Raw genomic sequence first — 20,972 nt, 5'->3', positions numbered from 1 at the left:
ACCATTTATCTTGCCTTTTAATTAAGATACCCAACCTTATATTGAAAGCAGCATTTCATAATTTACTAATAGTAGAAGATAATCCTTTTATAGGGAGGAATATTTTTGATGCCGCTAAGCAAATTGATAGTATAAGAGATATTTGCTTGACAAAATCTTTGCATGAAGCAATTTCTATTTTCAACAAAACTAATTTTGATGTAATAATACTCGATTTGAAGTTACCTGATGGTAACGGGGTAGAGTTATTAAGAATGCTTCAGAAAGATAAAAAGGATACTAAAGTCTTTGTTTTTTCTATAAGTACAGAGCTAAGAAAAACGTGTTTTAAATACGGAGCGTTTGCCTTTTTTGATAAAGCTAAAGATTTTGATGAATTAATTGAGGCAATAAAGATAGCATAACTATTAGGTTGCTAATCTTTAAAAGATTTAATTCCAAAAAAATATTATTGAGTTTACAGGGTCTATATAATAACAAAAAGCTAAACTTTAAGGGGGTTGTTTAGCTTTTTTATTAATATAATTGGGGGACTAATATATTAATGAATTATTAAAATAGTGGGGGAAGATATTTTAATAAAATATTTTTTAAGTATGATTTAATTTATTTGATAATCAACCATGTACTTGTTTTATACTACAAATATAGATAACATTGTAAGGTTGTTCAATAGGTGAATTTCTTATTTTTTATAATTAGGTATAAAAAATAAGATTTTGGTTATATACAAATCAGAAGAGATTGCTTCTAAACCTTAAAGGTTACTGCTACTGTGTAGATTTTGAGTAAAAAAAGAAAAACCCAACTTTAAAGTTGGGTTTTTCTTTTTATTTATGTTCTAACTTCAAATGTTATTGGTATGCTGTAGCTAACACCTACAGGGTTACCTCTTTGTTTACCTGGAGTCATTGTAGGTAAAGCATTAATAATCTCTACTACTTCTTTTTCTAATCGAGGGTGTGGTCCTCTCGCTCTAACATTTGCTATTTTCCCTTTTTTATTAATTGTAAAAATTACAAACAATTTCTTTTTACCTGGGTCTAAGCCTAATTCAGAGGCTAAATTAATATCAAATCTTTTACCAAAAAATTCTGTAACTTTTTTTGTAAAACAGTCTTTTAATGCTTTATTGTTTCCTTTACAACCAGGGTAAACTGGCACGTTTTCAATTAATATAAAAGGAATATCTTCTACTACTTCTTCTACCTCTTCAACTTCAACAATATCATCGGTATTTACAACTACACCTACTGTTTCGTCTGTTTCTGTAGATTCGATTACTGTTTCTTCAATTTCCTTTTCATCTTCTACCACTGTAATTTGCTCTACAATAGGCGGAGGTGTGTTTTTTGGTGGAGGTATTACCTCTTGCATTTCAATGATAGGAATATCTTCTTTCATATCATCAATCATGTTTGCTTGTCCTAAACTTTTTAGGTCATTCCTTTCATAAGTTTTGTGCTCAATTAAAGTATAGGTAATAAATAAGGCTAATACTAACCCTATTTGTAAGAAAATTTTACTGTAATTTTCTAACTGTTGTTCTGGGTTTTTCTTAATGTCCATTTTGAAATCCTTTAAAAGTGTATAATTTTAACTTCGTTATTAAAAAATAGCTGATAGATTATCGAATTCTTGTAAATTTGATTTTCTATTGTAAAATTAATAATTTAAAGGGTTTTAAAATATGATTTTCATCATACTTTGTCATGTACTTTGGTAGGTGTATTATTGTTCCAAATTGTAAGAATATCTGTAGCAACACTTGCACCACTTCCTGCAGCAATTGCAAATTGACTTCTACAACCAGAGATGGTGCCACAACAGTATAAACTGTCTTTTATAAGGTGGTTTTTATTTTTAAGTTGAATTCTGTCTTTTGCAGGGTTAGCTCTTTGATGAGGTTCTATAAAAGAGTCTAGTCCTTCTATTGTAAAAGGTTTAGAGTAATTTAAAGCTATAATTGCAACCTTAGTAAAATGCGTAGTATGGTTGGTTGTTATTTCATACCCGTTTTCGCTGCTTAAAATAGAAATAACTTTTTCGTTTTCTATTTGTTGTACATGTGGGTATAAAGTAGAAAGCTGTTTTTTACCGTTAAGTAATATGTCTTTACCTAAAGTTTGGGCAGGTATGCCTAATACATTATTAAATAAGGCATCTTGTAAATGAGAAGCTCTCTGGTGGGTGATAATTCCAATAGTTTTACCAGCTGCAAAAGTTTTACTTTTTGCAGAACCTAATACCAAGGCACACTGCAATGCGGAAGCACCACCACCAATAATTAGAACATCAAAATTCATTTAAATAAAAAGGACTTTAATATTTGCTGCAAATAGTTTTACAGAAATAGCTAATAAAATTACACCAAATATTTTTCTAATTATTTGTATTCCAATAGGGCCTATCATCTTTTCTATTTTAGAAGAGGTCTTTAAAACAATATATATTAAAATAATATTCGCTAAAACAGCAATGATAATATTTTCTAAAAAAAACTCAGATCTTAATGAAAGTAGCGTTGTTAAACTTCCTGGACCAGCAATTAAAGGGAAAGCTAACGGAAAAACAGAAGCGGTAATTGCGTTTACATCGTCTTCATTATCTTTATAGAGTGTAATTCCTAAAATCATTTCTAAAGCGATAAAGAATAATATAAAAGCACCTGCAACAGCAAATGAATGTACGTCAATACCAATTAGTTTTAGTAAACTTTGTCCTAAAAACAAAAATACAATCATAATCACACCCGCAATAATAGCTGCTTTTTCTGATTGAATATGGCCTGCTTTCTTTCTTAAATCTATAATAATAGGGATATTACCAATAACATCTATAACTGCAAACAAAACCATAAAGGCTGTAAAGGCTTCTTTAAAATTAAAATTCATAATTTTTTTATATATTTTGCAAAATTAGACAACTTTGTTTAGGAAAACGTAAAGTTATAGAAAAAAATAATACTATTTTTGCGATATGTTTCAACTTGGAAAAACTATAGTTTCAGAAGATATTATCGAAAAAGATTTTGTTTGCAATTTATCTGCTTGTAAAGGTGCCTGTTGTGTAGATGGCGACGCCGGAGCTCCTTTAGATGAAGAAGAAACCAAAATTTTAGAAAGAATATATCCTAAAGTAAAACCTTTTTTAAGAAAAGAAGGAATCGCTGTTATTGAAGAGCAAGGTACTTGGGTAACCAGTGAGTGGGGAGAATTAGAAACTCCTTTAATTAATGGTGCAGATTGTGCTTATGTTATTTTTGATGAAAAAAAGACAGCACTTTGTGCAATAGAGGAAGCGTATAACCAAGGAGAAATAGATTGGAAAAAGCCAGTTTCTTGTCATTTATATCCTATCAGAATAAAAGAATACAGTGAGTTTTCTGCTGTAAATTATGATAAATGGGAAATTTGTGATGATGCCTGTTCTCTAGGAAAAGAATTACAAGTACCTATTTATAAGTTTGTAAAACAAGCTTTGATAAGGAAATTTGGACAAGATTGGTATGATGAATTAGAGGTAATTGCCGCAAAACATTTAGAAAAATAAGTAAATTATTTTATCATAAATAAATAGAAGCAAAAAGCATCAAAGAAATTTGATGCTTTTTTTATGGCACGTTAATTGTTTTAACAAAGTTTTAACATTTAAAAACTTTTGAATTATGAGAAACACCAAGAAATTACCAAGAAAACAATTAGAGAAATTTTCTAATATTTTTACGCAGCTAGGGTTGGTATTAGTGCTCTTTATTATCTTTATAACACTAGAGCACCAAACCGAAGAGAAAATAATGGCCGATTTTGAAACTACTAAAAGAGAAGTCGTTTATGTAGAACCAGATACAGAGGTTGTTTTTACAAAAGAGCCTAAAGTTGTTCCTAAAATAGAGATTGTAAAAGCAGTACCATTTCTTGTAGATGAGGTTGTAAAAGGTGATAATAATATCATTGAAAATATTATTGATAATGTTAAAGTAGAAAATCCTGTTTTAATAGATATCGAAAATGTTGTAGAGGTTAATGTTGAAGAGAAATTTGTAGAAGATGTAGATTTTATCAACATACAAAATGCACCTATTTTTAAAGGATGTGATAATTTATCAAAAGAAGAAAATAAGGTTTGTTTTGAGAAAAAAATGAAACAGTTTGTACAGTGTAATTTTGATGTGGAATTGGCAAATGAAGTAGGATTGCATGCTGGTAAACATAAAATTTATACGCAGTTTGTTATAGATGATAAAGGAGAAATAGTTGATGTTAAAATAAGGACTGCATATAAAACATTAGAAAAAGAGGCGTTAAGAGTTATTAAGAAGTTACCAAAATTTAAACCAGGTATACAAAATAGTAGAACTGTTAAAGTAAGGTACAGTTTGCCCATTGCTTTTAGTTTAGAATAATATAAAACCCAACCAAAAGGTTGGGTTTTATGTTGAAAATATTTTATTATTTGTTATTTTAGCAAGATGAAAATCAGTCAATATTTAGACGCTACTTACTTAAAAACAGCAAGTCAAGCGAATCTTACGGAAGAAGAAAATAAACAAAATGTTATTGATTTAATTCAAGAAGCTATTTTGTACGATTATAAATTAATTATGATTCGTGCTAAATACATTCCTTTAGCTAAGGAAATGCTTCAAGAGGCAAATAAAAGTATTCTTATTGGAACTGTAATTGGTTTTCATGAAGGAACTTATACTATTCAAGAAAAATTAGAAGAAGCACAAGAAGCTATTAATTTGGGTGCAGATGAGTTAGATTTTGTTGTGAATTATGAAGCCTTTAAAAGAGGCGAATTACAATTGGTTACCAATGAAATCACAAAAGGGATTGCACTTGCTTTGGATAATAACAAAGTAATAAAATGGATAATTGAAGTTGCTGCCTTAACAAACAAAGAAATAATTGTAATTTCGCGCTTAATTAAAAATATTGTTTTTACTGATTTTGGCGAAGAAAATGCAGAGAATGTTTTTGTGAAATCATCAACAGGTTTTTTTAAAACAGAAAACAATTTGCCTAACGGAGCAACGTTAGAAACAATGAAATTAATTGCAGAAAATGCAAAACCATTAAAAATAAAAGCGGCAGGTGGCGTAAGAGATTATGAAACGGCTTTAAAAATGGTTGCTTTAGGAGTAGATAGAATTGGCACATCATCTTCTAAAGAGATTGTTAATAAAGAACAAAACAGTAATTCAGGATACTAAATTTGATAGAATATTTTGCACATGAAACGGCTGTAATAGATAACGATTGCAGTATCGGAAAGGATACCAAAATTTGGCATTTTAGTCATATTATGTCTCATTGTATTATTGGTGAACAATGTAATATTGGTCAGAATGTAGTGGTTTCTCCAGAAGTTATTTTAGGTAAAAATGTAAAAGTGCAAAATAACGTATCTATTTACACAGGCGTAATTTGTGAAGATGATGTCTTTTTAGGACCTTCTATGGTTTTTACAAACGTAATCAATCCACGGAGTGCTATCAAAAGAAAAAATGAATACCAACAAACTTTAGTGAAAAAAGGAGCAAGTATTGGAGCAAATGCTACTATTATTTGTGGAAATACTATTGGAGAATATGCACTTATTGGAGCAGGAACAGTGGTAACAAAAGAAGTTTTACCTTTTGCACTTGTTGTTGGCAATCCATCTAAACAAATTGGTTGGGTAAGTGAATACGGACATCGATTAGAATTTAATAAAAACGGAATTGCAATCTGTAAAGAGAGTAATGAAACATATCAATTAAAAAATAATACCATTATAAAGTTATAGGATGATAAAAAAATACATATTTCTAGTTTTATTATTTCCCTCAATATATTTTGCACAAGAAGAAAAGTACCCCGTTTTTGATGCTTGTAAAGATGTAGAAGTTCAATCTTTAAAAGATTGTTTTTATGCTCAAACAAAAGAGTTGTTTTTTGAAGAATTTAAAACACCAGCAATTGCAAACGAAGAAGGTTTTATTGGTTCTGCCAATACTATTTTTGCGGTTACAGCAGAAGGAGAGTTTAAATTAATATATGTAGACACACCTTTTGATGAAATTAGAGATGAGGTAAAGAGAGCTTTTAAAGTGTTTTCTAAAATTACACCTGCTTGGTATAATGACCATGCAATAGAAATGAAATTCGAGCTTCCTATAAAATTTCCTTTAACTGATGATGGTGATGTTTTTGTAGACAATACTGTATTAGAAATTAAAAAAGAAAGCTTAATCGATGTTGTGGCAAAAAAGAGAATTGCAGATTCTACTTTTTTAGAACATAGTAGTAAACTAAATATACCTTTTACACATAGAAGTTATGTAGATTATGAATTTGCGTTGCATAAAGCAAAAGGAACACACACTGCTTCTAAACCTTATTCGTATGATGATATAAAGCCATATTACGATTTAACTAAGGAAAAAAAGAAGTTTTTAAAACCAAATAAAGATACTTGGCTAGGTAAAAAGGTGTGGAACGAGCATTTGGTACAAGTTAAAAAAGACGATTATTGGCTTACAGTAGATTTGCTGTTTGATCTTCAAATAGGGAAAGATAACTCTGATGTAGACTATACATTTAATAATTCTAGAATTATAAATGTAAATGGAGAAATTGGAAACAACTTTTCATTTTCTACAACGTATGCAGAAAGTCAAGGTAGGTTTGCAGAATATGTAAATAGCTTTGTAACAAATAATGCAGCCAATGTAAGACCCCAAAACTCCGAAGGTTTGGTTCCTGGAAGAGGTAAAACAAAAGGATTTAAAGAGGATTCACACGATTATCCTGTGGCAGAAGGTTATTTGGCATATACACCAAATAAATACATGCAGTTTCAGTTTGGAAACGGTAAAAACTTTATAGGAGACGGGTATAGGTCTTTTATTTTGTCTGATGTTTCTTCTCCAACTACCTATTTAAAAATGAAATTAGATATTTGGAAAATACAATATACCAATATTTGGATGTGGAACACAGAACCATCTTTAAGTTCAGTGTCAGATCCTAATGAACATGCAAGAAAGTATGTAGCGGCTCATTATTTGAGTGTGAATGTTACAGATAAATTAAATTTAGGCTTTTTTGAAACAGCAATTTCTGCCGGAGAAAACGGTATAGACGCAGGTTTCTTAAATCCACTTATACTTTATAGGTCTTTAGAGTTTAATAGAGGTGAAGATTCTGGAAACGCAATTATTGGTTTAACAGGAAAATATAAGCTTAATAATAATGTCTCTTTATATTCTCAATTAGTAATTGATGAGTTTTCTGTAGGGAACTTTAGTGATATGAGCGATTGGAAACATAAATTTGCATATCAATTGGGTGTAAAATACTTTGATGCTTTTAAGGTTGATAATTTGTTTTTACAGTTAGAGTACAATCGTGCGCGTCCTTATACCTTTGCACATAAATCACCAATATTAAATTACGGTAATTACAGTCAGCCTCTTGGGCATTTGTGGGGTGCTAATTTTTGGGAAGCAATTGCTATTGCCAGATATAAAAAAGATAGATGGAGTGGTAGTGCAAAAATTATTGTAGGTAAAAAAGGGTTCGATTTAGAAGATCAGGCAATAAGTTATGGTGGTGATATTTATCAATCTTATAACGATAGATTATCAGATACGGGTATAGAGCTTGCACAAGGTAATGCTGCAAATATCTTTATTGCAGACGTACAAGCCAATTATTTAATTAATCCTTCTACGAATACAAATCTATTTGCGGGTTTATCTTACAGAAATTTCTCTTCAGATTCAGATTTAACAAGTTATCCGTCTGGTTCAAATATTTGGTTTTCAGTAGGAGTAAAAGCAGATTTATTTAATTGGTATTTCGATTTTTAAATTTTAGCATTTTTTTAAGAAAAACATAAGAGTTTTATACATACATTTGTAGTGTGATTTTTAATTAAGTCACACTTTTTCTTTTTCATAGCAATTTTCCCACTCAATTTATTGAGTGGGTTTTTTATTTATAGTTAAAACCCAACTAAAAGGGTGGTAAAGTCATAATTAACAAATATCTTTGCAAACTATTTTTATAGAATGGAATCAACAGTAATTACAGACAATAAAATATCTATGCAAGCTATAATTTCAGACTTTAAACAACTTACAAAAGTTGGTTTGTCATTAAGTGTTGTGTTTTCTTCCGTTGCCGGTTATTTATTGGCCATAGATGTTGTAAATTATTTTACGCTTCTAATGTTAGCTATTGGAGGCTTTTTTATGGTTGGTGCATCCAATGCATTTAATCAAATCATAGAAAAAGACACAGACCTTATTATGAAACGTACGCAAAATAGACCTTTACCAACCGGTAGAATGTCTGTTAATGTTGCGCTTACAATTGCAATTCTATTTACCATTTCTGGGTTGTCTATCTTATATAGTATCAACGCTAAAACAGCTTTGTTTGGCGCTATTTCCATATTTTTATATACAAGTGTTTATACACCTTTAAAACCAGTTACACCTTTATCTGTTTTTGTTGGTGCCATTCCAGGAGCCATTCCTTTTATGTTAGGTTGGGTTGCAGCTACCAATGAATTTGGTATGGAAGCAGGTTTTTTGTTTATGATTCAGTTTTTCTGGCAATTTCCACATTTTTGGGCTATTGGTTGGTTACAACATGAAGAGTATAAAAAAGCAGGTTTTAATATGTTGCCAATGGGGCAAAAAAATAAAGGAGCCGTAAAGCAGATTATTTTTTATACGGTAATAATGATATTGGTATCGATTTCTCCGGTTTTAAAATTATCTGGAGCATTCTACATTCACCCAATAACGGCCGTAATTGTTGCTCTTTTAGGAGTATATATGTTATATTTTGGGGTTAAGTTGCATAAAAGTGAAGATAATGTTGATGCAAGAAAATTAATGTTGTCTAGTGTTTTATATATTACAGTAGTGCAAATTGTATACGTAGTTGATAAATTTTTACATTAATAATGGTAAGAGAACAGAGAATAGAGGAAGAATTAGTGATTGCTAAGAAAAAGACTGCAAAACCTATGTTATGGATTTCCATGATTAGTATGGTTATGTTTTTTGCAGGATTAACAAGTGCTTATGTAATAAGTATGGAAAGAGATGATTGGGTTACTTTTAACTTACCGCAATCATTTTATATCAGTACATTTTTAATTGTTGCAAGTAGTATTACGCTTTTTTTCTCGCAAAAATTCTTAAAAAATGATAAAAGACAACTCTCTTTAGTGATGGTTGTGATTACTTTATTGTTAGGAATAGGTTTTATTTGGCAACAATATGTAGGCTTTAATCAGTTAAAAAGTGTGGGATTATTTTTTACAGGACCAGAGAGTACTGTATCAACATCTTTTATAATAGGGATTACATTTATGCACATTTTACACCTATTAGCAGGTGTTCTAGTGCTTTTGGTTGTTATTTATAATCATTTTAAATACAAATACAAATCAGACAATATGCTTGGGTTTGAACTAGGTGCAATCTTTTGGCATTTTGTAGATATACTATGGATTTATCTATTTTTCTTTTTCTATTTTATTAGGTGATGAAAAATAGTTATTTTTGGCAAACTAACTAAGAATTAATTAACAGAGATTATTATATGGAAGCAAATATTGCTATACCTACAGATGGTAAAGATACTTGGAATGGTGGGACACAAAAACCACTAGGAGCAAGTTATGGTAAAATGATGATGTGGTATTTTATCGTTTCTGATGCTTTAACCTTTTCAGGGTTTTTAGCCGCTTACGGTTTAACACGATTTAAATTTATGGATTCTTGGCCAATCGCCGATGAAGTATTTACGCATTTTCCTGGTTTACATGGTGTACATGCACCAATGTATTATGTTGCATTAATGACCTTTATTCTTATTATATCTTCTGTAACAATGGTTTTAGCCGTTGATGCAGGTCATCAAATGAAACAAAAAAGAGTAGCTTGGTACATGTTTGCTACTATTATTTTTGGAATAATTTTTATCGGTTCTCAAGCTTGGGAGTGGAAAAACTTTATTAATGGTACTTATGGTGCTGTAAAAACTACAGATGGTAGACTTTTACAATTTGCATCACAAGATGGTGTTGATGCAGATGGAGAACCAGTATTTCATCAAATAGCATTGTCTGATTTTGTTGTAGGAGAAAGAACAGACGGAAGAGTATTACATGAAAGAGAAAACGGATTGTGGTTTGAGAAAGAAGAAGCGATTGCTACGTATTCTGTTGCTCAAATTCAGGAATCATACAAATCAAATCCAGACGTATTAATTCGTTCAGAATTGATTGATCCAGCAACAAAACAAAAGATCATCCTTTCTAGAGAAGAAGGAATGGCGCAATTAGCCAAAACAAAAATGGTTGTTGAAGGAGCTAACCTACAAGTGAATGAATATGGAAACACAAGTTTTGCAGATTTCTTTTTCTTTATCACAGGTTTTCACGGATTTCACGTACTTTCTGGAATTATCATTAATATCATTATTTTCTTTAACGTAGTACTAGGTACTTATGAGCGTAGAGGACATTATGAAATGGTAGAGAAAGTAGGGTTGTATTGGCACTTTGTAGATTTAGTTTGGGTATTTGTATTCACATTCTTCTACTTAGTATAAAAAATAAAGACCTCTAGGCATTGCCTAAAAGTTCTAATTAAATTGTCTTTCCTACGAAAGTAGGAATCTAAAATAAGATTAAAAAATGGCACACGCACACGAATCAAACACAAAAAGAATCTGGATAGTTTTAGTACTATTAACACTTATAACTACTGTAGAGGTTGTATTAGGTATTATAAAACCAGCATCTTTACACCTTACTAGTATTTTAGGTACAAGTCCTTTAAACTGGATATTTATCATTTTAACATTAGTAAAGGCTTATTATATTGCATGGGCATTTATGCACTTAGAAGCAGAAAATAAATGGTTAAGACGTTCTGTAGTTTGGACCTCTGTTTTCTTAATTTGTTATTTATTAACACTCTTTTTAATAGAAGGTAATTATTTACATAGCGTTTTAGCACCACTTGTAAAATGGTAATTTAAAAATTTAAAAAGGTGGTTTTAACCACCTTTTTTTATATACAAAATATAGGTTTTTATAATCTAATACTAATAATAAAATATTTAGAATTTCTTTATTACCTATTAAGACTTAGAAAGAACTTACCTGGGATGATAAAAAAAAACTTTACGCTTTTTGCGGTTAATTTATAATTTTTAACAATGATGAAACTTACTAAAAAAAGAGTTGTTTTATTTTTACTTTTTATTTTCCCATTAATTTGTTTTTTAATTTTATCAACCGGGACAAATAATTTTAGCAAACTACCTGTTGTTACAAGCAATGTTGTAGATATTTCTACGTTAGATTCATCAAACACATTTGAAGGAAAGATTTCTGTTGTTTGTTTTTTAGGAAACGATATGGATTCTAATAAGGGTGGATTCTTTAATTTGAATGAGAAAATTTATAAGAAATTTATAGAATATAATCAATTTCAAATCATTGCTGTTTATCCAGAAGGAAAAGAGAATGAGGTAGCTGTTCTTAAAAAAGAAATAGGTGCTTTTACCGATATGGTAAAATGGAAATTTACAGCAGGCTCTAAAGAACAAATTAAAGCATTACACGCTGGGTTTAATTCAAATGATACATTATCTAATCTGTATACATCTAATGTTTTTTTGATTGATAAAAATGGAGATTTAAGAGGTAGAGTGAATGATGCAGATAGCGTTGATGGAAAATTATTTGGCTATAATATGAATTCAGTTTCTGTGTTAAACGCAAAATTAAAAGATGATGTATTGGTACTTTATTATGAGTATTATGCAGCTTTTAAAGAAAATAATAAGAACAAAGCAGATAGAAAAGAAGTAGGGTTATGAACAAAAAGTATTCTTATATAGGTGTTTCATTTATTATTCTTTTATTCGGAATTTATGTTGTTAGAAACATAGATAGCAGAATAAATAACAATGATCTTGTTCAAGAAGATAGATTGAATATGGTTGATAAAAAAGGAACAAGCAAAAATGACTTATATACATTTAACAAAGTTCCAGATTTTGAGTTTGTAGATCAAAACGGAACAACTATTAGCAATAAAGATTATAAAGGAAAAGTATATGTGGTAGAATTTTTCTTTTCTACTTGTCCAACTATTTGTCCTTTAATGAATCAAAAGATGATTACAATTCAAGATGAATTTGCTTCCAATAATAATTTTGGAATAGCTTCTTTTTCTATAACGCCAGACATTGATACTCCAGAAGTTTTAAAGGAATATGCTAAAGTGAATCAGATTACTCATAAAAACTGGCACTTATTAACTGGTAAAGGAGAAGATGTAGTGTATGATTTAGCTAATAAAGGTTTTAAACTGTTTGCGGGTAAAGGTGCTGAAGAACATGGTGGGTTTGAACATTCTGGCTTATTTGCTTTGGTAGATAACGAAGGAAATATTAGATCTAGAAAAGACGAGTACGGTAATCCTATTATGTATTACAGAGCTTTGTCTGAACAAGGTTTTGCAGACCAGGTTAAAGAATTAAAAGAAGATATTAAAATTTTGTTGAATGAGTAATTTAGCACAAGAAAAAAAGTATAAGAAAATTATAACTGGTTTATCCATTGTAATTCCTATAGCTGTTGCAGCTTTGTTTGGTGTTAATCTAAAATATTTAGGTTTTAATGTAGAACCGTTAACATTTTTACCACCAATTTACGCTTCTATCAATGGCTTTACAGCTGTTCTTTTAATTGCAGCAGTTATTGCAGTTAAAAAAGGAAATGTAAAATTACACGAGCAACTTAATACAGTTGCAATAGCATGTTCTCTTATTTTTCTTTTGCTTTATATTGGATATCATATGACCTCAAACTCTACCAAATTTGGAGGTGAGGGTGCTATAAAATATATTTATTATTCTATTTTAATAACGCATATTATTTTATCAATAATTGTAATACCATTTGTACTCACAACTTATATGAGAGCAAAATTGGGTAATTTTCCACAACATAAAAAAATAGCCAAATTTACATTTCCTTTATGGTTGTATGTTGCCATTACGGGTGTGATTGTCTATTTAATGATATCTCCTTATTATGTATAAAAAAAGAGTTTTAGTATTTTTTTTGATGATGTTTTTTACATCGAAAATTTCATTTTCTCAATGTGCAATGTGTAAAGCTGTTGTAGAAAATGGAGATAGTTCTATGGCAGAAGGTATTAATAATGGAATAACCTATTTAATGGTATTTCCCTATCTTTTAGTAGGTCTTTTACTTTTTGTAATTTATAGATATAAAAGGATAAATGAGAAATAGGATTATAAGTGTTTTTTTTTTGTAACAAATTATACTTTTAGTCGTCTTATTTTTAACTTCAAAAGAAAAGTTATTCTTTTGTAATTACAATTTATATTATATCAACTAAAAAATAATACGTTTTGAAAACTAAATTGATCCTATTTGTAGCTTTTTTAACCACTATTACTACCTTTTCTCAGAAACAATGGACACTTAAAGAATGTGTAGATCAAGCTTTAGAGAAAAATATTTCTATCCAACAAAATAAATTAAGCTTAGAGCTAGCTAAAAAAGATGTTGCTATTGCTAAGGGAAATTTTTTACCAAACTTAAACCTTTCTACTGGAGGAAGATTTAATGCAGGTTTATCTTCTGATGAAAACGGAGTATTAAAAAACACAAATAATTTTTCATCTAGTTTAAGTTTATCTGGTGGCGGAATTATTTTTAATGGTTTTAGAAATACGAACACTTATAAACAAGCTCAGTTAGGTGTAAAATCTAGTTTGTTAGATCTAAAGAAAATAGAAAATGATATTTCTTTATTTGTTGTAAATGGTTATTTAAATATATTATTTGCCAAAGAAAACTTAAGTTCTGGTAAAGTGCAGTATGAGATTAGTAAAAAACAAATTGAAGCTGCAGAGAGTAGATTTAATTCTGGAGTTATTGCTAAAGGAGATCTTTTAAACGCACAATCTACAGCTGCTACTGACTTACAAAATGTTATTGCACAAGAAAATGCTTTAGACTTAGCTTTGTTAAACTTAGCGCAATTATTACAAGTACCAGTTCAAAATTTCGATATTACTTCTATAGATGTTGGTACTCCTACATCAACTTTATTATTTAAAAATTCTGATGATGTATATGAAAAATCATTAGAGGAAATGCCAGAAATCGAAAGAGCTAAATTGGCTATAGAAAATGCAGATTTAAATATTGATATTTCTAAAGGAGCTTTTTTACCTACTTTATCGTATTCAGTTAGTTCTGGTAATTCTTATTATCATCAGTTTAATAACTTGTTACCAAATCAAACAAACTCTTCTTTTTTCACCCAGTTTGAAGACAGATTACAACACGGATTAGGTGTTTCTCTTAGTATTCCTATTTTTAATAGATTTCAAACAAAAAATAGTGTTGCTAAATCGATGATTAATAAAGAGATTTCTGAAACTCAATTAGAAAGTGAAAAATTAAATTTAAAGCAAACGATAGAACAATCTTTTTTAGATGTTAAGTCTGCATTAAAAACCTACGAAGCTTCAACTATTTCTTTAGAAGCGCAAAAAGAAGCTTTTAAAAATGCACAAGAACGTTACAATTACGGAACCATTACTTTGTTTGATTTTGATCAAGTAAGAACCCGTTTGGTAAATGCAGAAGCTACCATGATACGCTCTAAATACGATTATGTTTTTAAAACAAAAGTTTTACAATTCTATTCTGGAGAATTGATTCTAGAATAAATAAAATAAAGATTCCTTATGAAGCCTCGCACATTTGCGAGGTTTTCTTTTTTCTATAACTTATATTTGCATAAAAATAGAACAATTGGCAATTATCCTTAACATAGAAACCGCGACCAAGAACTGCTCTGTAAGTCTTGCAAAAGACGGACAAGTTATAGCAATAAAAGAATTGAATAATGGTAATTATTCTCACGCAGAAGTATTACACCCTTTTATTTTAGATGTATTAAATGAAGTAAATATTACTTCTACTGAAATAGACGCTGTAGCCGTTAGCAAAGGTCCGGGATCTTATACTGGACTTAGAATTGGAGTTTCTGCCGCAAAAGGGCTTTGTTTTGCTTTTGATAAGCCTTTAATTTCTATTAAAACATTAGAATCTTTAGCGCATGCTACTTCTGTGGACAAAGGTATTATTATACCGATGTTAGATGCTAGAAGAATGGAGGTGTATGCAGCTGTTTTTAATGAGGATTACGAGCAAATAAGAGATATTAAAGCAGAGATAATTGATGAAAATTCTTTTTCAGATTATTTAGAAACAAATACCGTTTACTTTTTAGGTGATGGAGCGCATAAATGTAAAGAAATAATTACCCATAAAAATGCAGTTTTTATTGATGATAAGTTCCCTTCTGCGAAAGAAATGGCACTATTATCTTATAATAAGTACAAAAAAAACGACATCGAAGATGTCGCTTATTTTGAACCATTTTATTTAAAAGATTTTGTGGTTATTCCTGAAAAGAAAAAGAAACCTACCTTTTAAAAATATTATTCGTTTTTGTTGATGTTTACTCTGTGTGGATAAGGAATGTCAATTCCAGCTTCATCTAGAGCTTCTTTTACTTGTTCCATAACTTCAAACTTAACTGTCCAATAGTCTTCTTTTTTTACCCAACCTCTGGTAAAGAAATTGATAGAACTGTCTCCTAATTCAGATAAATTAACTGCAGCAGCAGGAGTTTTTAAAATTAATGGATGGTTGTTTAAAATGCCATAAAGAAGATCTTTTGTTTTCTTTATATCAGAATCATATCCCACACCAAAAGTAAAATCTACACGACGAGTAGCTTCTGTACTATAGTTAACAATATTACCATTAGATAAAGTTCCATTAGGAATTATAATTTCTTTATTATCTGTAGTGTTTAGTTTCGTTGTAAAGATTTCAATCTGTTTTACAGTTCCGCTTTCACCTTGTGCTTCAATAAAATCACCTAGTTTAAAAGGTTTAAAAATCATAATTAAAACACCTCCAGCAAAATTAGCAAGAGATCCTTGCAGTGCTAAACCAACAGCTAAACCTGCTGCTGCTATAATTGCTGCAAAAGAGGTTGTTTCTACTCCTAGTTTAGAGATAACAACTATAATTAATAATATTTTTAGTGCCCAACCAAGTAAATTACTTAAAAAAGTTTGAAGCGTAATGTCAATACCACCCTTACTCATTGCCTTTTTAGCACCTTTAACAACTAGTTTTATAACTAATAAACCAATAATTAAAATGGCTAATGCTACTAATACTTTAGGCGTATATTCAATAATTAATCCTTCTAAATACTCTAAATATTTTTTCATTTTTTATCTTCTGTTTAAGAATTAAATGCAAAAATAAAGGTTTCTTATTGAACAAGAAAAAGTTTAACTATAATATTAAAAGTGAAATAATACCTAGGGTTGCTGGTATCGTTTGTATATAAAGTATGCGGATTATCTTTATAGAATAGGCTCCATAAAGTCCTGCTATTGCAACGCAAGACAAAAAGAAGATTGCAACATCTACTTTTACAGCTATTAAAGACCATATTAATCCAGCAACTATAAAACCGTTATATAAACCTTGGTTTGCAGCCATTCCTTTTGTTTCTTCTGCAAATTCTTTGGTTTTTATAGCGAAGGCTTTCATTGCTTTTTCTGAGGTCCAAACAACCATTTCTAAATAAACGATATATATATGAATGATAGCAACTAAGCTGATAAGAATTATTTGTATAGTATTCATTGTGTTGTATTAGTTAGATTGATTTAATTTTTTATGAAAAAAATAACGTAGGTTTTTTTTAATTTACTTCGAATGTGATTTTTAAGTTTACTCTAAATTCAGCAACCTCATCATTATTAACAACAGCCCTTAGCGCTTTGCGATTGTACAAAAATAGATCTTATATTCTTTACTGATTTAGAAGCTTCTTTTACTGCTATTCTAGTCGCTTCTTCCTAATTTTTTTCAGAATTAGCTAATACTTCAATAACCTCTATAACTGCCATCATGTTTGTTTTAAATTTATATATAGTAAAGGTATTGTTTTTATTTTTAAAACTCCAATGTTAAATTAATGTTACCAAAAGGTTGCTTAATTGTAAGTTTTTACGTATATTTGAACATGTAATGTAACAATAAAAAATTATCGTCATGAAAAAAATACTAACACTTATAGTTCTTTGTGTAGCAACAATAGGATACGCACAAGATAGAGAAACAACTTATACCATAGAAGGAGATTTAGTGAAAGCTACTTATTATTACGAAGATGGTTCTATCAGTACTGAAGGGTACTTTAAAGATAAAAAATTAACAGGTCAATGGACTCGTTTTGATAAAAACGGGAATAAAACTCAAATTGCCAAATACAATGATGGCAAAAAAGTAGGGAAGTGGTTTGTTTGGAATGATGAATCTTTAAAAGAAATTAATTATAACAACAATGCAATTGTTAGCGTAAATTTATGGAAACATGAAGCTAAATTAGCTGCTAATAAATAATTTTTATTTTTGTTTAGCCAATTAACGGGCTATTGAAACTCCAAAAAAGTAATTTTTTGGAGTTTTTTTATGGACTAATATTACTTCTTTATATTAGAAAAATAGATTTAGGGTGTTTGTAAGATTTCTCTTTGTTTGTATTTAATCTTAAACCATAACAAATGCAACTGATTTATTATATCTCTATATAGTTTGGTGTGGTTAAATAACCTAAAAGAACAGACGAAACACCTCCGTTGTCTTCATAAACCAACAATGGAACTTGTTATTAATTATTTTAATTGTAATTAAAATAGCATAGTACTATTGGTATATAAAGTATTACCTTTTTAGTAGTAATTTTGTTAAATAGTACATAGCTACTATTATAGGTTTCTCTAAACGTTTTTTTTATAATGTTGTCCCGTCTAAAACACCTGAACAATGATGTCATTGTTGAGTTTTAAGTATTAAATTTAATACTTTATGAATCTGTATCGACTATTTAGGACTAGACAGTAACAAAACATACAAAAGAGTAATCTAAATTCAATTATCTTTGTGGTTATGAATGAAAACTTAAATCCTGAAAACCACAATTTATCTAACGAAGATTTAGACGTAGAAAAAAAGTTACGCCCACTCTCTTTTGATGATTTTACAGGACAAGATCAAGCCATAGATAACCTAAAAATATTTGTTGAAGCAGCAAATCAAAGAGGTGAAGCTTTAGATCACACATTATTTCACGGACCTCCAGGTTTGGGAAAAACAACTTTAGCACATATTTTAGCAAACGAATTAGAAGTAGGAATAAAAGTTACTTCTGGTCCGGTTTTAGACAAACCGGGAGATTTGGCAGGTTTGTTAACAAATCTAGATGAACGTGATGTGCTGTTTATTGATGAAATTCATAGATTAAGTCCTATTGTAGAAGAATATTTATACTCTGCAATGGAAGATTATAAAATTGATATTATGATAGAATCTGGCCCTAATGCCAGAACTGTTCAAATCAATTTAGAACCTTTTACTTTAATTGGTGCCACAACCAGATCTGGTTTGTTAACTGCGCCAATGAGAGCACGTTTTGGAATAAGCAGTCGTTTACATTATTACAAAACAGAATTGTTAACCACAATTATTCAAAGAAGTTCACATATTTTAGGAGTTCCTATTTCTATGGAATCTGCAATTGAAATTGCGGGGAGAAGTAGAGGAACACCAAGAATTGCAAATGCTTTATTAAGAAGAGTTAGAGATTTTGCACAAATAAAAGGAGATGGAAGTATTACCATAGAAATTGCAAAATATGCTTTAAAAGCATTAAATGTAGATGCACACGGTTTAGATGAAATGGATAATAAAATTCTAATGACCATTATCGATAAGTTTAAAGGAGGACCAGTTGGTTTAAGTACCATTGCAACGGCAGTTTCCGAGAATACAGAAACTATTGAAGAAGTGTACGAGCCTTTTTTAATTCAGCAAGGTTTTATTATGAGAACTCCAAGAGGAAGAGAAGTAACAGAATTAGCATACACACATTTAGGAAGAGTGAAAGGGAAAAGTCAAGGAGAATTGTTTTAATCTTTAGAGACAAGAGACAAGAGACAAGAAACAAGAAACAAGAGAAAAAAGTAAGAATTCCTTCCCTTTGGGAAGGTTAAGATGGGCTAATGAATATAAAAAAGATAATACCAATTTTAGAGTGGTTACCAAATTACAATACATCTCTTTTTAAGGGCGATTTATTGGCAGGTATTACTGTTGGTATTATTTTAATCCCGCAAGGAATTGCGTATGCTTTAATTGCAGGTTTACCACCAATTTATGGTTTGTATTGTGCGTTAATGCCACAAGTTATGTATGCTATTTTTGGGTCATCAAGACAAGTGGCAATAGGTCCTGTAGCAATGGATTCTTTAATCGTAGCAACCGGTGTTTCTACCTTGGCTTTGGCAGGTTCAGAGAGTTACATTTCAATAGCCATTTTGTTGGCTTTAATGGTTGGGGCAATCCAATTTTTAATGGGTGTTTTTAGTTTGGGGTTTATTGTAAATTTTCTTTCAAAGCCTGTTATAACTGGTTTTACATCTGCGGTAGCGTTAATTATTGGGTTCAATCAATTTCGGAATTTATTTGGAGTTGATTTTGTGCAAAGTGATCAATTACAGTATGTTGTAGCAGATGTTTTTGGTAGAATTATTGACTTTAATCACCCAACAACTATTATTGGTTTAATTTCTGTGGTAATTATTATCATCCTCAGAAAAATCAATAAAAAAATACCAAGCGCCTTAATTGTAGTTATTTTAGGTATTCTAATTTTAAAGTTTTTTGGAAGCTCAATAACTGGTGTTTCTATTGTAAAAGATATTCCTTCTGGGTTGCCAATTTTCGGAATTCCAGAGTTTGATATCGACTTAATAAGAGAATTATTACCAATTGCATTTACGCTGGTAATGGTTGGATATTTAGAAACCATTTCTATAGGAAAATCGTTAGAAGCAAAACAGGACGAATATAGAATAAGACCCAATCAAGAATTAATAGCTTTAGGAATCAGTAATATGGTAGGGTCGTTGTTTAAAGCATATCCAACTACTTCTAGTTTTTCTCGTTCTGCAATTAATCAAGAAAGTGGAGCAAGAACAGGTATGGCCGCTTTAATTTCTGTTGTAATGGTAGTTATTACGCTATTGTTTTTGACACCATTATTTTATCATTTACCAAAAACAGTATTGGCAGCAATTATTATTGTAGCCGTTTTTAATTTGGTAAATATTAAAGAAGCCGCTTTTTTATGGAGAGCAAATCATTTAGATTTCTGGTTGATGTTAGCCACATTTATTGGAACGTTATTATTAGGAATCGAATTTGGTATTATTGTTGGCGTAGGGTTGTCTTTAATTGTGTTAATTTATAGAACTTCTAGACCTTATGTGGCGGAATTAGGAAAAGTACCCAACTCAAATTTTTACAGAAATAGAAGTCGTTTTGAAGAAGTTATTATTGAGGATGATGTCTTAATTTTTAGGTTTGATGCGCAAATATTTTATGCAAATTCTAGCTATTTTAGAGACAAGTTAGATGAAATGGCATATAGAAAAGGGGATGCCTTAAAATTGATTGTTCTAGATGCAGAAAGCATAAACAGAGTAGATAGTACAGGTGTAGAAATGTTAAAAGAACGTATTAAATACTATAAAAAGAAAGGGATTACTTTTTTACTAGCAGGCGTAAAAGGTCCAGTAAGAGACGATTTATTTAGAAGCGGAATTTTATCAATTATAGATATCAATCACTTTTTTATGCGCTCTAATGATGCTGTAAAATTCTACAAAACCGGCGATAGAAAACAGCAAGAAAAATATGCGAAATACATACATCAAGCATATAATTAAACAGAATTAGTAACT

24 protein-coding genes and 1 pseudogene are annotated in these 20,972 nt (G+C 30.0%); 19 read left to right on the top strand and 6 right to left on the bottom strand.

Annotated elements, in window-relative coordinates:
* Positions 1 to 41: 41 nt before the first annotated feature.
* Positions 42 to 404 carry a response regulator gene (locus WHD08_RS10775; RefSeq protein ID WP_208890837.1) on the top strand — a complete coding sequence of 121 codons (363 nt, stop codon included), beginning with the start codon at positions 42 to 44 and terminating at the stop codon, positions 402 to 404.
* Positions 405 to 834: 430 nt separating this feature from the next.
* On the opposite strand, the gene WHD08_RS10770 is transcribed toward WHD08_RS10775, so the two are convergent.
* The 3 genes from WHD08_RS10770 to WHD08_RS10760 form a co-directional block, all read right to left on the bottom strand.
* The gene (locus tag WHD08_RS10770) at positions 835 to 1,569 is read right to left on the bottom strand and encodes an energy transducer TonB (RefSeq protein ID WP_165731594.1); all 735 of its coding nucleotides are present in this window, start codon (positions 1,567 to 1,569) and stop codon (positions 835 to 837) included.
* Between the two features lie 131 nt (positions 1,570 to 1,700).
* A complete protein-coding gene (locus WHD08_RS10765) occupies positions 1,701 to 2,306 on the bottom strand; it encodes an NAD(P)/FAD-dependent oxidoreductase (protein WP_208890838.1) in 606 nt (201 codons plus the stop codon).
* Positions 2,307 to 2,894 carry a MarC family protein gene (locus WHD08_RS10760; RefSeq protein WP_208890839.1) on the bottom strand — a complete coding sequence of 196 codons (588 nt, stop codon included), beginning with the start codon at positions 2,892 to 2,894 and terminating at the stop codon, positions 2,307 to 2,309.
* An 85-nt stretch (positions 2,895 to 2,979) separates the two neighbouring features.
* Here WHD08_RS10760 and WHD08_RS10755 point away from each other — a divergent pair, with 85 nt between their 5' ends.
* The 15 genes from WHD08_RS10755 (at position 2,980) to tsaB (ending at position 15,573) form a co-directional block, all read left to right on the top strand.
* Positions 2,980 to 3,552, top strand: a complete 573-nt coding sequence (locus tag WHD08_RS10755; RefSeq protein WP_165731597.1) for a DUF3109 family protein — start codon at positions 2,980 to 2,982, stop codon at positions 3,550 to 3,552.
* 115 nt (positions 3,553 to 3,667) lie between these two features.
* Positions 3,668 to 4,405, top strand: a complete 738-nt coding sequence (locus WHD08_RS10750) for an energy transducer TonB (protein WP_208890840.1) — start codon at positions 3,668 to 3,670, stop codon at positions 4,403 to 4,405.
* Positions 4,406 to 4,471: 66 nt separating this feature from the next.
* Entirely contained in the window at positions 4,472 to 5,218 is a 747-nt protein-coding gene (gene deoC / locus WHD08_RS10745) for a deoxyribose-phosphate aldolase (RefSeq protein WP_165731599.1), read from the top strand.
* A 2-nt stretch (positions 5,219 to 5,220) separates the two neighbouring features.
* Positions 5,221 to 5,793, top strand: coding sequence for an acyltransferase (locus tag WHD08_RS10740; protein WP_165731600.1), 573 nt, complete (start codon positions 5,221 to 5,223; stop codon positions 5,791 to 5,793).
* Between the two features lies 1 nt (position 5,794).
* Entirely contained in the window at positions 5,795 to 7,861 is a 2,067-nt protein-coding gene (locus WHD08_RS10735) for a gliding motility protein RemB (RefSeq protein WP_208890841.1), read from the top strand.
* A gap of 201 nt (positions 7,862 to 8,062) precedes the next feature.
* Positions 8,063 to 8,965 (top strand): heme o synthase, encoded by a 903-nt coding sequence (gene cyoE / locus WHD08_RS10730; protein WP_165731602.1) that lies wholly within the window; start codon positions 8,063 to 8,065, stop codon positions 8,963 to 8,965.
* A 2-nt stretch (positions 8,966 to 8,967) separates the two neighbouring features.
* Positions 8,968 to 9,555, top strand: coding sequence for a cytochrome c oxidase subunit 3 (locus tag WHD08_RS10725; RefSeq protein ID WP_208890842.1), 588 nt, complete (start codon positions 8,968 to 8,970; stop codon positions 9,553 to 9,555).
* Between the two features lie 56 nt (positions 9,556 to 9,611).
* Entirely contained in the window at positions 9,612 to 10,625 is a 1,014-nt protein-coding gene (locus WHD08_RS10720) for a cytochrome c oxidase subunit 3 (protein WP_208890843.1), read from the top strand.
* A gap of 85 nt (positions 10,626 to 10,710) precedes the next feature.
* Positions 10,711 to 11,052, top strand: coding sequence for a cytochrome C oxidase subunit IV family protein (locus WHD08_RS10715; RefSeq protein ID WP_165731605.1), 342 nt, complete (start codon positions 10,711 to 10,713; stop codon positions 11,050 to 11,052).
* 185 nt (positions 11,053 to 11,237) lie between these two features.
* Positions 11,238 to 11,903: a hypothetical protein gene (locus tag WHD08_RS10710; RefSeq protein WP_208890844.1), complete on the top strand. Its 666-nt coding sequence runs from the start codon at positions 11,238 to 11,240 to the stop codon at positions 11,901 to 11,903.
* A complete protein-coding gene (locus WHD08_RS10705) occupies positions 11,900 to 12,601 on the top strand; it encodes an SCO family protein (RefSeq protein ID WP_208890845.1) in 702 nt (233 codons plus the stop codon). The genes WHD08_RS10710 and WHD08_RS10705 overlap by 4 nt, the downstream gene beginning before the upstream one ends.
* Positions 12,594 to 13,133: a DUF420 domain-containing protein gene (locus WHD08_RS10700; protein WP_208890846.1), complete on the top strand. Its 540-nt coding sequence runs from the start codon at positions 12,594 to 12,596 to the stop codon at positions 13,131 to 13,133. The genes WHD08_RS10705 and WHD08_RS10700 overlap by 8 nt, the downstream gene beginning before the upstream one ends.
* A gap of 25 nt (positions 13,134 to 13,158) precedes the next feature.
* Entirely contained in the window at positions 13,159 to 13,347 is a 189-nt protein-coding gene (locus WHD08_RS10695; RefSeq protein ID WP_422894388.1) for a hypothetical protein, read from the top strand.
* A 122-nt stretch (positions 13,348 to 13,469) separates the two neighbouring features.
* On the top strand, positions 13,470 to 14,801 hold the full coding sequence (locus tag WHD08_RS10690; RefSeq protein WP_208890848.1) for a TolC family protein: 1,332 nt from the start codon (positions 13,470 to 13,472) through the stop codon (positions 14,799 to 14,801).
* Positions 14,802 to 14,886: 85 nt separating this feature from the next.
* Positions 14,887 to 15,573, top strand: coding sequence for a tRNA (adenosine(37)-N6)-threonylcarbamoyltransferase complex dimerization subunit type 1 TsaB (tsaB, locus tag WHD08_RS10685; RefSeq protein WP_208890849.1), 687 nt, complete (start codon positions 14,887 to 14,889; stop codon positions 15,571 to 15,573).
* A gap of 5 nt (positions 15,574 to 15,578) precedes the next feature.
* Here tsaB and WHD08_RS10680 read toward each other — a convergent pair whose 3' ends face one another.
* From WHD08_RS10680 to WHD08_RS10670, 3 genes and pseudogenes are all read right to left on the bottom strand, one after another.
* Entirely contained in the window at positions 15,579 to 16,385 is an 807-nt protein-coding gene (locus tag WHD08_RS10680; protein ID WP_208890850.1) for a mechanosensitive ion channel family protein, read from the bottom strand.
* A gap of 67 nt (positions 16,386 to 16,452) precedes the next feature.
* A complete protein-coding gene (locus WHD08_RS10675) occupies positions 16,453 to 16,809 on the bottom strand; it encodes a DUF1304 domain-containing protein (RefSeq protein WP_208890851.1) in 357 nt (118 codons plus the stop codon).
* A gap of 58 nt (positions 16,810 to 16,867) precedes the next feature.
* Positions 16,868 to 17,075: pseudogene (locus WHD08_RS10670) on the bottom strand (dodecin family protein).
* Between the two features lie 145 nt (positions 17,076 to 17,220).
* Between WHD08_RS10670 and WHD08_RS10665 the strand changes: the two are divergent.
* The 3 genes from WHD08_RS10665 to WHD08_RS10655 all read left to right on the top strand — a co-directional run bounded on the left by WHD08_RS10665 (position 17,221) and on the right by WHD08_RS10655 (position 20,957).
* Positions 17,221 to 17,571, top strand: coding sequence for a toxin-antitoxin system YwqK family antitoxin (locus WHD08_RS10665; RefSeq protein ID WP_208890852.1), 351 nt, complete (start codon positions 17,221 to 17,223; stop codon positions 17,569 to 17,571).
* Between the two features lie 546 nt (positions 17,572 to 18,117).
* Positions 18,118 to 19,140, top strand: coding sequence for a Holliday junction branch migration DNA helicase RuvB (gene ruvB / locus WHD08_RS10660; RefSeq protein WP_208890853.1), 1,023 nt, complete (start codon positions 18,118 to 18,120; stop codon positions 19,138 to 19,140).
* 89 nt (positions 19,141 to 19,229) lie between these two features.
* A complete protein-coding gene (locus tag WHD08_RS10655) occupies positions 19,230 to 20,957 on the top strand; it encodes a SulP family inorganic anion transporter (RefSeq protein ID WP_208890854.1) in 1,728 nt (575 codons plus the stop codon).
* Positions 20,958 to 20,972 lie beyond the last annotated feature (15 nt).

This window comes from Polaribacter sejongensis, from assembly GCF_038024065.1.
In the GTDB taxonomy this organism is placed as follows: domain Bacteria; phylum Bacteroidota; class Bacteroidia; order Flavobacteriales; family Flavobacteriaceae; genus Polaribacter; species Polaribacter sejongensis.
The sequence above is the reverse complement of the archived record's forward strand: the minus strand, read 5'-3'. Positions and strand labels throughout refer to the sequence as shown.